Origin of the sequence: Streptomyces sp. NPDC053513 (genome assembly GCF_044544765.1) — a bacterium.
GTDB lineage: Bacteria > Actinomycetota > Actinomycetes > Streptomycetales > Streptomycetaceae > Streptomyces > Streptomyces litmocidini.
Map to the genome: position 1 here is coordinate 264,742 of NZ_JBITXP010000002.1, position 14,350 is coordinate 279,091.

Consider the following 14,350-nt stretch of genomic DNA (forward strand, 5'->3'; position numbering starts at 1 on the left):
CGGGACGACCTAGTGGCACGCGCGCGCAATCGGATCGCCGGGCTCATCAGCCTCATCGGCGAACTCCTCATCACGGCGGGCCTGGTGCTCGGCCTCTTCGTCGTCTACTCCCTGTGGTGGACCAACGTCCTCGCCGACCGCGCCGCCGACAAGGACGGCGCCCAGGTCCGCGACCGGTGGGCCGACGGGCCCGGCGCGCTGGACACCAAGGACGGCATCGGCTTCCTCCACGTGCCCGCCATGCAGAACGGCGAGGTCCTGGTGAAGCAGGGCACCGGCACCGACGTCCTCAACCACGGCGTCGCCGGCTACTACACCGAGCCGGTCAAGTCCGGGCTCCCGCAGGACAAGCAGGGCAACTTCACGCTCGCCGCCCACCGGGACGGCCACGGCGCCAAGTTCCACAACATCCACAAGTTGAAGACCGGGGACGCGATCGTCTTCGAGACCAAGGACACCTGGTACGTCTACAAGGTCTACAAGACCCTGCCCGAGACCACGAAGTACAACGTGGACGTCCTCCAGCCCGTCCCGAAGGAATCGGGGAAGATGAAGCCCGGCCGCTACATCACGCTGACCACCTGCACCCCCATGTACACCTCGGACTACCGCTACATCGTCTGGGGCGAACTGGAACGCACGGAGAAGGTCGACCGCGACCGGACCCCTCCGGCCGAACTGCGCTGAAGCCGGGAGGGCGTCCCGGAAGACGGAAGGGCCCCGGCATCCTCACGGATGCCGGGGCCCTCGCCTCGTGCGCGCTCGACGCGGGCGGGTCTCAGCCGAAGAAGCCGCCGATGCCGCCGCCGGGGTTGCCGTTGTTGTTGTCCCCGCCACCGCCACCGCCCAGGGTGTTGACGGTGACCGGCTGGCTCTTGTCGACCATCGTGCCCTCCGGCGGGTTCGTGTTGATGACCATGGCGTCCTCCTTGTCGGAGCCCGCCTGGACGACCGTGAGGCCCATGCCCTGGAGGAGGTCCCGGACGTCCTTGAACTTCTTGCCGGTCAGGCCCGTGGGGATCTGGACCTGGGTCTGCTGAGGGCCCTTGGAGACCTTCAGCGTGATCTGGACGTCCTTCGGCTGGTTCGACGGGCCTTCCGGAGTCTGACCGACGACCGTGCCCGCGGGTTCGGTCGAGTCGACCGGCTCCTGGGTCACGTTCTTGAAGCCGATCGTGTTGAGCTGCTGGACGGCCTGGTCGTAGGTACGGCCCTTGAGGTCGGGAAGCTCCGACAGCTGCTTCTTCGCGACCGTGATCGTGATCTCGGAGTTCTTCTCCGCCTTGGTGCCGCCCTCGGGGTTCTGGCGCAGGACCGTGCCGGGGTCCTGCTCGGACTCCTCCTGCTCGACCTTGACCTTGAAGCCCTTGTCCTTGAGGCTCTGCTCGGCCCGCTCCTGGGACTGCTCCATGACGTCCGGTACCTCGATGAGCGGGGCGCCCTCGGAGACGTACACCTGGATCGTGCCGTCGATGTCCATCTTCGCGGTGCCGTCCGCGGCCGGGTCCTGGCGGCAGATGGAGTCCTTGGGCTGGTCGCAGCGCTCGGTGCCGGCCTGCTGGACCTTCACCTGTACGTTGCGTGCGCGATCCTGCGCGTCCTGCATCGTCTGGCCGACCAGCTGCGGGACGGTGACCTTCTGCGGCCCGTCCTTCTTGTCGAAGATCGCGACGCCGATGAAGATCGCGCCGACGAGCACCAGGATGCCCGCGAGGACCAGGATGATCGTCGAGGTGTTCGACTTCTTCTGGCCACCGCCACGACGGCGGTCCGGACGGTCGTCATAGCCGTAGCCGCCGTCGTCCGGGTTGACCGGCGGCAGCATCGACGTCTGGCCGGCCGGGTCGGCCTGGCGCAGCGCGGTGGTCGGCTGGTCCTCCGGCGGATACCCGCCGTAACCCCCGCCGTAGCCGGGCGCGCCCGCCATGCCCATCCCCATCGCGGCGGCGGCCGCGACCGGCTGGCCGTCGAGGCAGGCCTCGATGTCCGCGCGCATCTCGTCGGCGGACTGGTAGCGGTAGTCGGGGTCCTTGACCAGCGCCTTCAGGACGATGGCGTCCATCTCGGGCGTGATCTCGGGGTCGAAGTTGCTCGGCGGCTGCGGCTCCTCGCGGACGTGCTGGTACGCGACCGCGACCGGGGAGTCGCCGATGAACGGGGGACGGACGGTGAGCAGCTCGTAGAGGAGGCAGCCCGTGGAGTACAGGTCGGAGCGGGCGTCGACCTGCTCGCCCTTGGCCTGCTCCGGGGAGAGGTACTGGGCCGTGCCGATCACCGCGGCGGTCTGCGTCATGGTCATGCCCGCGTCGCCCATGGCGCGCGCGATGCCGAAGTCCATGACCTTGACCTGGCCGGTGCGCGTCAGCATGACGTTCGCCGGCTTGATGTCACGGTGCACGATGCCGGCGCGGTGCGAGTACTCCAGCGCCTGGAGGATGCCGACCGTCATCTCGAGGGTGCGCTCGGGCAGCAGCTTGCGCCCGGAGTGCAGCAGCTCACGCAGGGTCGACCCGTCGACGTACTCCATCACGATGTACGGGATGGAGACCTGGTCGACGTAGTCCTCGCCGGTGTCGTAGACCGCGACGATCGCCGGATGGTTCAGCGAGGCGGCGGACTGTGCCTCACGGCGGAACCGGGCCTGGAAGGACGGGTCGCGGGCCAGGTCGGCCCGCAGCGTCTTCACGGCGACGGTGCGGCCGAGCCGGGTGTCCTGGGCGAGGTACACCTCGGCCATGCCACCACGGCCGAGCACCGGGCCCAGCTCGTACCGGCCGCCGAGGCGACGCGGCTCTTCCATAGCTAATCCAGCCCTCTCCGTCTGTCCCGACCGCACCCATGGGTGGTCCGGCGGTGTGTGCTGTCCGCGCATACGCTACCGGCCCCGGGAAGGCGTTCCGCCCGGGGCCGGTAGCTGATACCTGACCGGTACCTGGCTGGTACCCGGCTCGTGTAGGGGCCGGGGGTCAGCCCCGGGTCTTGATGACCGCCTTCATCACGGCCTTGGCGATCGGGGCGGCCAGACCGCCACCGGTGATGTCCTCACGGTCGGTGCCGGCCGAGTCCTCGACGACGACGGCGACCGCGACCGGGGAGCCCTCGGCGGTCTTCGCGTACGAGATGAACCAGGCGTACGGGCGCTTGGCGTTCTTCTCGCCGTGCTGGGCCGTACCCGTCTTGCCGCCGACCCTCACGCCGTCCATGTTCAGGTCGGCGTTGCCGCCGGTGCCGTTGGCGACGACGCTCTCCATCATCTGCTGGAGCTTCTGGGCGGTCTCCGGCGAGACCGGGCGGCTCATCTCCTCCGGGTCGGTCTGCTTGATGATGTCGAGGTTCGGGGCCCGCAGCTGGTCGATCATGTACGGCTTCATCAGCTTGCCGTCGTTGGCGATCGCCGCCGTGACCATCGCCATCTGCAGCGGGGTGGTCGCGGTGTTGAACTGGCCGATGGACGAGAGCGCGTTGCCGCCGCGGTCGGCCTTCTTGTCGAAGACGGAGGCGGAGGAGCGGACCGGGGTGAACTGCTCGGCGTTGAAGCCGAACTTCTCCGCCATCTCGGTCATCTTCTCGACACCGACGTCGTCGCCGAGCTTCGCGAAGACCGAGTTGCAGGAGATGTCGAGGGCGTGCTTGAGGCTGGCGTTGGCACAGCCCCTGGCGTGGTTGACCATCGGCTTGGTGGAGAGCGGGATCTTCCAGCCCTCGGGGGTGTCGGTCGGCGCATTGATGTCGGTGACCTTGCCGCTCTCCAGGGCGGCGGCGGCGGTGACGACCTTGAATACGGAACCGGGCGGGTAGATCTCGCGGAGCGCCCGGTTCTGCATCGGCTTGCTCTTGGCCTCGTTCAGCGCGACCCAGGCCTTCTCGTCGTCGCTGCCGGCGATGGTGGACGGGTCGTACGACGGGGTGGACGCGAGCGCGAGGATCTTGCCGGTCTTCGGCTCGATCGCGACGACGGCGCCGGTCTTGTCGCCGAGGCCCTCGAAGGCGGCCTTCTGCGCGGCGCTGCTGAGGGTGGTGACGACGTCGCCGCCCTTCTTCTTCTCGCCGGTGAACATGGCGAGGGTGCGGTCGAAGAAGAGCCGGTCGTCGTTGCCGGTGAGGATGCCGTCCTCGATCTTCTCGATCTGGTTGGCGTCGTACACCTGCGAGGCGTAGCCGGTGACGGGGGCCCACATGGGGCCGTTCACATAGGTGCGCTTGTACTTGTAGTAGTTGCCGCCGGAGTCGACGGAGCCGGTGATCGGCTTGCCGTCGACGATGATGTTGCCGCGCGGGTTCGCGTATCGCTCGATCCGGACACGGGTGTTCTTGGGATGTGCGTTCAGCTCGTCGGCACGGACGAACTGGATCCAGTTGTCCCGCAGGAGCAGGGCGAGGACGAGCAGGCCGCAGAAGATCGCGACCCGGCGCAGCGGCTTGTTCACGGACGGACCACCTGGGTCATCTCGGCATCGGGGTTCGGGGCGGGAGCGGGCGCGGGGCGGCGCGCGGTGTCGCTGATCCGGATCAGGATGCCGATCAGAGCCCAGTTGGCGATGACGGAGGAACCGCCGTACGCGAGGAACGGCATCGTCATACCGGTGAGCGGGATGAGGCCCATCACACCGCCGGCCACGACGAAGATCTGGAGCGCGAAGGCACCGGAGAGGCCCATCGCGAGAAGCTTGCCGAAGGGGTCGCGGGCGGCGAGGGCGGTGCGGACTCCGCGCTCGATGATGAGCCCGTAGAAGAGCAGGAAGACCATCACCCCGGTGAGGCCGAGCTCCTCGCCGACCGTGGCGAAGATGAAGTCGGAGTTCGCGGCGAAGCCGATGAGGTCCGAGCTTCCCTGTCCCAGGCCGGCGCCGAGGATGCCTCCGGAGCCGAAGGACATCAGCACCTGCGACATCTGGTCACAGGCGGCGACCGTCTGCGCGCAGGCGAACGGGTCGGCCCAGGCGTCCACGCGGGCTTGGACGTGGCCCGCGAAGGAGGCCACGCTGACGGCGCCCGCGACGGCCATGAGCAGACCCATCACGATCCAGCTGGTCCGCTCCGTCGCCACGTACAGCATGATCACGAACATGCCGAAGAACAGCAGCGACGTACCGAGGTCGTTCTCGAAGACGAGGATGAGGAGGCTGACCGCCCAGATCGTCAGGATCGGGCCGAGGTCACGGCCACGCGGCAGGTAGAGCCCCATGAAGCGGCGGCTGGCCAGGGCCAGGGCGTCTCGCTTCACCATCAGGTATCCGGAGAAGAAGATCGCCAGGACCAGCTTGGCGAACTCACCGGGCTGGATGGAGAAGCCACCGATATGGATCCAGATCTTGGCGCCGAAGACGTCCGCGCCGAGACCCGGGACGAGCGGCAGCAGCAGGAGGACGAGCGCCGCCGCCATCGAGATGTACGTGTAGCGCTGCAGGACACGGTGGTCCTTGAGCAGCAGCAGCACGCCCACGAACATGGCGACGCCGACCGCCGAGTACAGCATCTGCTTGGGAGCGTCGGGGCTGAAGCTGCCGAAGTCCCGGATGGACTTGGCGATCAGCCGCGGCGACTGGTCCAGCCGCCAGATCAGCACCAGGCCCAGGCCGTTGAGCAGGGTCGCCAGCGGCAGCAGCAGCGGGTCCGCGTACGGGGCCCACTTCCGCACCACCAGGTGCGCGACGCCCGCGAGGAGGGTCAGGCCGAGGCCGTACCCGGCCATGCCGGCCGGGACCTTGCCGTCGATGGCCAGGCCCACGTTGAGGTACGCGAACACCGGGATGACGACGGCGAACGCCAGCAGCGCCAGCTCGGTGTTGCGGCGGCTCGGCGCCTCGATCGCGCCGATGGTGGTCGTGTTGGTGACAACGCTCATGGTGGTGAAAGGCCCCCTACGGGTGCTTACTGCTTGCCGCAGTTCGAGGCCAGCTTCTGCTCCTCCGCGGTGAGGGTGGGACCCGGGGAGGGAGCGGCTGTGGTGGGCTTGGAGTCAGGGGTGGCGGTGCCGGGCTTCTGGGTGGCCGGCGGCTTGCTCGCCTGGTCGGCGGCCTTCTCGGCGGCGTCGTGCCGCTGCTCGGCCTTCTTGCAGGCCGAGGCCTGCAGGGCCAGCTCCGAGATCTTCGTCTCGGCCTTGGCGAGGCTGCCGCCCGCGATCGTGTCCTCGACCTGCTTCCGCTGGTAGGCGGGGAGGTACTTGAGTTCGATCTCGGGGTGGTCCTTCTCGACCTTCGAGAGCGACACCCATGCCAGGTCCTGGCTGATGCCCTGGTACAGCGCCACGTGCTGGTCCTTGGAACCCACGAAGTACTGCGTCTGCGTCCAGCGCCAGCCGCCGTACAGCCCGCCGCCGACGACCGCGAGGACGAGGACGAGGAAGAAGGAGCGCTTGAGCCACTTGCGGCCGGTGCGCGGCTTGACGAAGTCCTCGTCCGTGTACGAGTCGAAGGAGCCCTGCGGGGGCATGCCGCCGTAGCCGTGGTCGTCGCCGCTGCCGGGCGGGCCGAAACCGCCGGCGGGCGGCTGGTGGTGCGGCGCGGTGCGGCCGAGGCCCGAGGCACGGCCGGCCGGGGTCTGCATCGCCCCGCCGTCGTTCAGCTGCGCCTGGTTCTCGGCGACGGCGCCCACGACGACCGGGGTGTCGCTGAGGTGACCGGCGAGGGTGTCGCCGCCGTCGACGTCGAGGACGTCGGCGACGATCACCGTGATGTTGTCGGGGCCGCCGCCGCGCAGCGCGAGCTGGATCAGCTCCTGCACGGTCTCCTGCGGGCCCTGGTAGCTGGCGAGGGTGTCCTCGAGGGTCTGGTGCGAGACCACGCCGGACAGGCCGTCGGAGCAGATCAGATAGCGGTCGCCGGCCCGGACCTCACGGATGGAGAGGTCGGGCTCGACGTGGTCGCCGCTGCCGAGCGCGCGCATGAGGAGCGAGCGCTGCGGGTGCGTGGTGGCCTCTTCCTCGGTGATCCGGCCCTCGTCGACGAGGCGCTGGACCCAGGTGTGGTCCTGGGTGATCTGGGTGAGGAGGCCGTCGCGGAGCAGATAGGCGCGGGAGTCACCGACGTGCACGAGCCCGAGCCGCTGGCCGGTCCACAGGAGGGCGGTGAGCGTGGTGCCCATGCCCTCCAGCTGCGGGTCCTCCTCGACCATCATCCGCAGCTGGTCGTTGGCGCGCTGCACCGCCGTACCGAGCGAGGTGAGGATGTCGGAGCCGGGGACGTCGTCGTCGAGCGTGACGAGCGTGGAGATCACCTCGGAGGAGGCGACCTCGCCGGCGGCCTGTCCGCCCATGCCGTCGGCGATGGCGAGCAGTCGGGGACCGGCGTAGCCCGAGTCCTCGTTGCCCTCGCGGATCATGCCCTTGTGCGAGCCCGCGGCGAATCGCAGGGACAGAGTCATGCGCACCTGCCCTGTCGCCGCTGCATCGGGGTACGGCCGGTCTCGACCCACACTGCCCACCCTCCGGTCGCTCCGGTCACGCCGGTCGATTCAGTCGCTCCGGTCGGGAGCGCGGCACGTCCCGCGGCGGGGACCGTCCCGGCTCGCTCGCTCCGCTCGCGCTCATTCATGTCGTGGCACTACTTCCGAAGCTCGATGACGGTCTTGCCGATGCGGATCGGCGCGCCCAGCGGAATCGGCGTGGCGGTGGTGAGGCGGGTCCGGTCGAGGTAGGTGCCGTTGGTGGACCCGAGGTCCTCGACGATCCACTGGCCGTCCCGGTCCGGGTAGATCCGGGCGTGACGGCTGGAGGCGTAGTCGTCGTCGAGGACGATCGTCGAGTCGTGCGCCCGGCCCAGCGTGATCGTCTGCCCCTGGAGGGCGACCGTCGTGCCCGTGAGGGTGCCCTCGGAGACGACCAGCTTGGTCGGTGCGCCGCGGCGCTGGCGGCCACCCGCGTTCTGCTGGCCGCGCTGCTGCGGAGGCGCGGTCGCCTGGCGCGCGTTCTGCTGGGGCCGCGCCTCCTGGCGCCGCGAACCGCGCTGGGTGACCCGTGTGCCGAACAGATCACTGCGAATGACCTGGACGGCCACGATGACGAACAGCCACAGAACGGCCAGGAAACCCAACCGCATGACCGTCAGGGTCAGCTCTGACATTGCCCCCGCTTCACCCTTCGGCTTGCCGGTAAACGATGGTGGTGCTGCCCACGACGATCCGCGAGCCGTCGCGGAGCGTAGCGCGGGTGGTGTGCTGCCCGTCCACCACGATGCCGTTGGTGGATCCCAGATCCTGGATCGTCGAGGGCGTTCCGGTCCGGATCTCGCAGTGCCGGCGGGAGACGCCGGGATCGTCGATCCTCACGTCCGCGTCGGTGCTGCGGCCGAGGACCAGGGTCGGGCGGGAGATCTGATGGCGGGTGCCGTTGATCTCGATCCAGCGGCGCACCGGAGCGCCCGCTCCGCCGTGGGTGGCGGGGCCGGGCATGGATCCGGGGCCGCCCGCCGGGCGTCCGGCGGGCGCCGTCGGCCGGTGGCCGGGCGCGCCGGGAGGCGGGGAGGCGGGCATGGGCGGGGCGCCGACCGGGGGGTACCCGTAGCCGCCGCGGCCCTGCTGCTGATGCTGCTGCTGTCCCGGGGAGGGCGGCTGCGGCTGTGACGTACTCGACGCCAGCGTGCGGCTGCGGACGCGGTACAGGCCGGTGTCGAGGTCCTCGGCCTTCTCCAGGTGGACCTTGATCGGGCCCATGAAGGTGTACCGCTGCTGCTTCGCGTAGTCCCTGACCAGGCCGGCGAGCTCGTCGCCGAGCTGGCCCGAGTAGGGGCTGAGACGCTCGTAGTCCGGCGTGCTCAGCTCCACGATGAAGTCGTTGGGGACGACCGTCCGCTCGCGGTTCCAGATCGTCGCGTTGTTGTCGCACTCGCGCTGGAGCGCGCCGGCGATCTCGACGGGCTGGACCTCGGACTTGAAGACCTTGGCGAAGGTGCCGTTGACCAGACCTTCGAGACGCTGCTCGAAACGCTTCAGGACTCCCATGGGGCACCTCCTCCGTCGTTGTCGCCCTGGTACTGCTTACTGATCGTATCCACGCGTCGGGAAATCGGCTGGTTCCCCTTCTCTGCCCTGTGGACGAGTGTCACCTCTCACAGGCTTTCCCCACGGATCGTAGAGGCGGCCTGTGGACAGTGTCCCGCACCCGGCTGTGGGAGCGGAGGCTCGGGCCGGGGTTCCGGACCGGTCCGTCCCCTTCCTCCCCCCTTCTTCCTCCCATCCGTCCTCTCTTCTCCCTCTCTTCCGCCGTCCTTCCCCCTGCCTCCCCCTCCCGGACGGGCCCACTCCTCCGGGCTCCCTCCCGGCTTCCGCTCCACGCGGCCGTGCCGTCGCTCCCTCCCTCTCCTTGTTCTCCGGGAGCGGGGGCGAAACAACGGATGTGAATCCACGGTCTGCGACGTGCTAATCTTCAGATGTCGCCAGGCGCTCCCACTGAAAAGTGAGAGGGCAGGGAGACCACCCAATGCGCGGGTGGCGGAATAGGCAGACGCGCTGGATTCAGGTTCCAGTGCCCGCAAGGGCGTGGGGGTTCAACTCCCCCCTCGCGCACCAGACGGAAGCCCCGTAGGTCATCGACCTACGGGGCTTCCGCGTATGCGGGGACGGGTGTGAGCCTTCCCACGTCGGAGCGTTCGTCGGGGCGTTCGGCGGCGTCCGTCGGGGCGCTTGTCGGGACGTTCGGCGGGCGGTGTTCGTCGGGGGCGTTCCTCGGGGGACGTTCCTCGGGGGCTGCCGTCGAAGGTGCCCGTCGAAGGGCGCGACTTTTGTCGTCCAAGGGCGAGACGAAAGAGAGACGACCGGGGGCCGGTCGCTGCCTAGGGTTCGAGCGTGGACGCTATGTCGAAGTCGGGGGACCGGACCGTGCTGCCGGAGTCGGGGGACCGGAGCGCGCTGCCGGAGTCGGGGAGCCGGGCCGCGAGTGAGATCGCGGCCACGGTCGCCGACTGGTGGAACTGGCTCGTGATGCCCGGGCACTGGTCACGACGCAGGATCACCGGCGAGGTGGCCCTCGCCGTGGTCGTCGCGCTGCTGGCGGCGGGCTCCGAGGAACTGATGGGCGGCGAGGGATGGAGGCTGGCCGCCGTCGCCGCGGGCGCGGCCGTGCTGTCGCTGCTGCGGCGCAGACTCCCCGCCGGTGTGCTCGTCCTGACCGCCGGCCTCGCGCCCTTCCTGCCCGGCCTCGGGCCCCTGCTCATCGTGCTCGGCTGGTCCTCCGGCCGGTACGTCGCCAGTGCCGGCCGGGCGCTGGCCGCGTTCATCGCCGCCTTCGTCCTGAACGTCGGCGGGACGCTCCTGGAGACCTGGGACCGACAGCGGCTCCTCACCGTCGCCTTCATGGCCACCCTCTACTACCTGGGCACCACGCTGGCTCCCGGCCTCGCCCACCGTTACTGGACCCAGCGGCGGACCCTGCTGCACGCGCTCCAGGAGCGCAACGCACAGCTGCTGCGCGAGCGGAACATGGTGATCTGGCAGGCCAGACTGCGCGAGCGGCAGCGGATCGCCCAGGACATGCACGACAGCCTCGGCCACCAGCTGGCACTGATCGCCGTGCACACGGGCGCCCTCGAAGTGGACCGGGACCTGGGCGAGCGGCAGCGCGAGGTGGTCGGCGTCCTGCGGAACGCCTCGGTGACTGCCATGCACGAACTCCGGGAGGTCGTCGGGATACTCCGCGACGGGGTCGCGGCGGAGAACGGCGCCCCGTCGGCGCCCGCACCGGCCGGGGACGAGACGGGGAGGGCCGCGCGCGGGATCGCCGGCATCGAGGGGCTCGTGGCGGCGGCCCGCGCGGCCGGCACCTCGGTCGGGCTGCGGCGGCTGGGAGAGGAGAGACCACTGGCGCCGGCCGCCGACCACGCGGCGTACAGGATCGTGCAGGAGGCCCTGACCAACGCCTACAAGTACGCGCCGGGGACGCCGATCGGCGTCGAGCTGCGGTACGAGCCGGACACCTTCGTCGTGGAGATCGTCAACGGCGAGCCGGTGGACGGCCCGGTGAAGGACGTGGTGAGTGGCGGGCAGGGGCTGGCCGGCCTCGTCGAACGGGCCCGTCTGGTGGGCGGCATGTGCCATGCGGGCCCGGCCGACGGCGGCGGGTTCCGGGTCGCGGGGATGCTCCCGTACGGGGCGGCGCCGGTCGCCGAGGCAGCGCCTTTGGTCGACGCGGCCGACGACTTCCGGCAGCAGACCACGAAGCCGCTGGTGGGCGATGGTCGTCCGGTCGAGGTCGGACCGGCCGACTGGACGTACACGGAGCGGGAGTTGGCGATGGCGGTGCGTGGGGGCAGGGGCAGGAGCACGGGCGGGGCGGTCGCACTGGGCTGCGGGATCGCGTTCGCGGCGCTCGTCCTCCTGGTGGTGGCGGCGGGCTTCGGCCTCTACTTCCTTATGGGTTCGGTGAAGGACGGCATGATCGACCCCGCCCAGTACGAGGCGGTGAAGGTCGGGATGACCGAGAAGGAGGTCCGTGACCAGCTGCCCCCGGGCGACACCATAGCCACGGCGGGACTGGACGGCACCGGACCCGCACGGCCGGCGGGCGCCAGTTGTCTGGTGCTGATGTCCTCGGACATGGGCGACGTCGGTGACCGGGAGCCCGTTTTCCGGTTCTGCTTCAAGGACGGCAAGCTGATCGAGAAGAAGTCGTACTCGGTCGAGCAGCGGTAGCGCTGAGCGGCCCGTACCGGAGGCGTGGGGGAGAAGCAGTGGCAGGGCAGCCCATCAGGGTCGTGATCGCCGACGACGAGCCTCTGATCAGAGCCGGGATCCGGATGATCCTCATCTCGGACCCGGAGATCGAGGTCGTCGGGGAGGCCGGCGACGGGCGGGAGGCGGTCGAGGCCGCACGGGCGCACGCCGCCGACGTGGTGCTGCTCGACATCCAGATGCCGGTGCTCGACGGCCTCTCCGCACTGCCGGAGCTGCGCCGGGCCGCGCCCGCGGCCCGGGTGATCGTCCTGACGACCTTCGGGGAGCGGGAGAACGTGCTGCGGGCCCTGGAGCACGGGGGCGCCGGGTTCCTGCTCAAGGACACGGCGCCCGCCGAGCTGATCCGGGCGGTGCGGGCGGCCGCGGCGGGAGACGCGTATCTGTCGCCGGCGGCGACCCGGCACGTGGTGGAGCGGCTGGCCACGGGCCGGGAGGTGGCGCGCGCCGAGCAGGCGCGGACACGGGTGGCGGCGCTCAGCGAGAAGGAACGGGACGTCCTGGCCCTGCTCGGCGAAGGCCTCTCCAACGCGGACGCCGGGAAGCGGCTGCACATGAGCGAGGCCACCGTGAAGACGTACGTGAGCCGGATCCTGGCCAAGCTGGACTGCGAGAACCGCGTCCAGGCGGCCCTGCTCGCGCGGGACGCGGGGCTGTAGCCGAGGAGGCGGGGCGGGCCGGTCGTGTGGAGGCCGGCGCCTGGTCGGTGGGTGAAGGCCGAGCACGTGGAGGCCGGTGTCTGGCCGGCGGGTGGAGGCCGGGCACGTGGAGGCCGGTGCCTGGTCGGTGGGTGAAGGGCGGGGTCAGTTCGCGGGGGTGCCGGAGAGGGGGCCGGCGGCCGCGGCGTTGTAGCGCAGCAGATACGCGGCGAAGCGGGCGAGGTCCTCGGCCGACCAGTCCTCCAGGCGTTCCTGGAAAGCGGCCATGCGGCTCGTCTGGGCCGCGGCGAGGACCCTGGTGCCGGCCTCGGTGGGGTGCAGCACCTGCACCCGGTGGTCGTCGGGGGCGGGGCGGCGCTCCACGAACCCGAGCTTCTCCAGGCCGGCGACCTGGCGGCTCACCGTCGACTTGTCCAGGAAGTAGTGGGCCGCGAGGTCGGTGGCGCGGCAGCCGCGCTGCTCCTCGATGTGGGCGAGCAGCGTGTACGAGACGAGCGGGAGTTCGGGGTGGACCCGGGCCGCCGCGGCACGGGCCCGGCGCGCGAAGGCGGTCAGCTCGCGCTGGATGACGTCCACGGACGCCTCACGGGGTGGCTCTGCGGCGCCGGTCATCGTGCGCTCCCTGCTGTCGGTGCGTTGCCGTCGGTGCGTCGCCGTCGGCCGGGGTCGGTCGGGGCGGGTCGTTCGGGGAGGAGGTTCGGGACGGGTCGTCTCTCGCGAACCTTCGGTTGTATAGTACAACGGTACTTTAGTTGTAAAAGCCAACCATGGAGGTCTCGGTGTCCGCAGGACCGAACACCAGCGGCGCGTTGCGGCATGTCCTCGGACATCTGCTCACCCCCCTGTTGATGTGCGTCGGCATGGGCCTCGCCTACCTCGGCGCCTTCCACGCGCCCGAACCCCACGACCTGCGCGTCGACATCGTCGGCTCCGGACCCACCACCCAGGTCCTCGCGCAGACGCTCCAGGACAAGGGCGCCGGTGCCCTCGACGTCCGTACCGTCGCCGACCGGGACGCCGCCGTCTCCGCACTGCGCGAACAGCGCAGCTTCGGCGCCTACGTCCCCGGCACCAAGCCCGAACTGCTCGTCGCCTCGGGCTCCTCCGACACCAGCGCCATGGCCGTCGAGAAGGTCTTCACCAAGGTCGCCGCCGGACAGGGCGCGCCCCTCGAGGTCACCGACGTCGCCCCCACCGCCTCCGGCGACCCCACGGGCCAGGGCGTCTTCTTCCTGCTCGTCGCCCTCAGCATCGGCGCGTACGCCTCCGTCGCCGTCATCGGCGGAGCCGGAGCCGTCCTGCCCATGCGGATCAGGGCGCTCCTCGCCGCCGGCATGTCACTCGTCGTCAGCCTGATCGGCACCCTCTTCGCCGGGCCGGTCTTCCACCTGGTCGACCAGGGCCTCGGCGGGGTGTGGGCGATGTCCTGGCTGTACGCGGCGGGCATCCTCGCCGTCGGCGTCGGCCTGCACACCTTCCTGCGGCGCTGGACCACGCTCGGCGTGATGGTCCTCTTCGTCATGCTCAACTTCACGAGCTCCGGCGGCATCTACCGGCCCGAACTCCAGCCCGGCTTCTTCGGCGCGCTGCACGCCTTCTGGAACGGCGCGGGCTTCGTCGAGGGCGTGCGCGGCCACGTCTACTTCGACGGCCACGGGCTCGGCGGGAACGTCCTCGTCCTCGCCCTCTGGTTCCTCGCCGGTGTCACGCTCGTCGTCCTCGCCGGAGTCACGGAGTCTCGACGGAAGCAGGCGAGCGCCGGGCAGGGGCGGGCACCGGGGATGCCGGCGACCACGACGGGGGCGGTCGAGGAGGACGCCGATGTCCGGGCCAGGGCTGCGGCCGAGGCCGAGGAGGAGATGGAAGAGGCCGTCGCTGTCTGAGGGCGGCCTGAGAGCTCAAGGACGCAGGCCGGAGCTGGGCCGGAGACCTCTCCGGAGGCCTGGCCCAGGGGCTTGCTCGCGGGGTTGTCCACAGGCTCGTGAGGGCGTTGTCCACAGGGGGAGACGGGCGATCGGGAACGGCGGTAC

At 70.4% G+C, this 14,350-nt stretch carries 11 protein-coding genes and 1 tRNA gene; 5 read left to right on the top strand and 7 right to left on the bottom strand.

What is annotated here, in order from left to right; translation table 11 throughout:
• The first annotated feature begins 12 nt into the window (after positions 1–12).
• The gene (locus tag ACIGW4_RS04440; protein ID WP_399578412.1) at positions 13–687 is read left to right on the top strand and encodes a class E sortase; all 675 of its coding nucleotides are present in this window, start codon (positions 13–15) and stop codon (positions 685–687) included.
• Positions 688–778: 91 nt separating this feature from the next.
• Here ACIGW4_RS04440 and pknB read toward each other — a convergent pair whose 3' ends face one another.
• The 6 genes from pknB to ACIGW4_RS04470 form a co-directional block, all read right to left on the bottom strand.
• Positions 779–2,800, bottom strand: coding sequence for a Stk1 family PASTA domain-containing Ser/Thr kinase (gene pknB / locus ACIGW4_RS04445; protein WP_399578414.1), 2,022 nt, complete (start codon positions 2,798–2,800; stop codon positions 779–781).
• A gap of 166 nt (positions 2,801–2,966) precedes the next feature.
• Entirely contained in the window at positions 2,967–4,427 is a 1,461-nt protein-coding gene (locus ACIGW4_RS04450; protein WP_399578416.1) for a peptidoglycan D,D-transpeptidase FtsI family protein, read from the bottom strand.
• Complete coding sequence (locus tag ACIGW4_RS04455) at positions 4,424–5,845, bottom strand: FtsW/RodA/SpoVE family cell cycle protein (RefSeq protein ID WP_399578418.1); 1,422 nt, start codon at positions 5,843–5,845, stop codon at positions 4,424–4,426. The genes ACIGW4_RS04450 and ACIGW4_RS04455 overlap by 4 nt, the downstream gene beginning before the upstream one ends.
• Positions 5,846–5,871: 26 nt before the next feature.
• Positions 5,872–7,362 carry a Stp1/IreP family PP2C-type Ser/Thr phosphatase gene (locus tag ACIGW4_RS04460; RefSeq protein WP_123453523.1) on the bottom strand — a complete coding sequence of 497 codons (1,491 nt, stop codon included), beginning with the start codon at positions 7,360–7,362 and terminating at the stop codon, positions 5,872–5,874.
• A gap of 179 nt (positions 7,363–7,541) precedes the next feature.
• The gene (locus ACIGW4_RS04465; RefSeq protein WP_123453521.1) at positions 7,542–8,060 is read right to left on the bottom strand and encodes an FHA domain-containing protein; all 519 of its coding nucleotides are present in this window, start codon (positions 8,058–8,060) and stop codon (positions 7,542–7,544) included.
• A gap of 10 nt (positions 8,061–8,070) precedes the next feature.
• Entirely contained in the window at positions 8,071–8,937 is an 867-nt protein-coding gene (locus tag ACIGW4_RS04470) for a DUF3662 and FHA domain-containing protein (protein ID WP_123453519.1), read from the bottom strand.
• A gap of 480 nt (positions 8,938–9,417) precedes the next feature.
• On the opposite strand from ACIGW4_RS04470, the gene ACIGW4_RS04475 reads away from it, so the two are divergent.
• The 3 genes from ACIGW4_RS04475 (at position 9,418) to ACIGW4_RS04485 (ending at position 12,320) form a co-directional block, all read left to right on the top strand.
• Positions 9,418–9,504: transfer RNA gene (locus tag ACIGW4_RS04475), tRNA-Leu, on the top strand.
• 411 nt (positions 9,505–9,915) lie between these two features.
• Positions 9,916–11,622 carry a histidine kinase gene (locus tag ACIGW4_RS04480; protein WP_359586920.1) on the top strand — a complete coding sequence of 569 codons (1,707 nt, stop codon included), beginning with the start codon at positions 9,916–9,918 and terminating at the stop codon, positions 11,620–11,622.
• Positions 11,623–11,660: 38 nt separating this feature from the next.
• Positions 11,661–12,320, top strand: a complete 660-nt coding sequence (locus ACIGW4_RS04485; protein WP_398708020.1) for a response regulator — start codon at positions 11,661–11,663, stop codon at positions 12,318–12,320.
• 144 nt (positions 12,321–12,464) lie between these two features.
• On the opposite strand, the gene ACIGW4_RS04490 is transcribed toward ACIGW4_RS04485, so the two are convergent.
• Entirely contained in the window at positions 12,465–12,932 is a 468-nt protein-coding gene (locus ACIGW4_RS04490) for a MarR family winged helix-turn-helix transcriptional regulator (RefSeq protein WP_359586678.1), read from the bottom strand.
• Positions 12,933–13,099: 167 nt separating this feature from the next.
• Here ACIGW4_RS04490 and ACIGW4_RS04495 point away from each other — a divergent pair, with 167 nt between their 5' ends.
• Positions 13,100–14,203 carry a hypothetical protein gene (locus tag ACIGW4_RS04495; RefSeq protein WP_399578420.1) on the top strand — a complete coding sequence of 368 codons (1,104 nt, stop codon included), beginning with the start codon at positions 13,100–13,102 and terminating at the stop codon, positions 14,201–14,203.
• Positions 14,204–14,350: the final 147 nt, after the last annotated feature.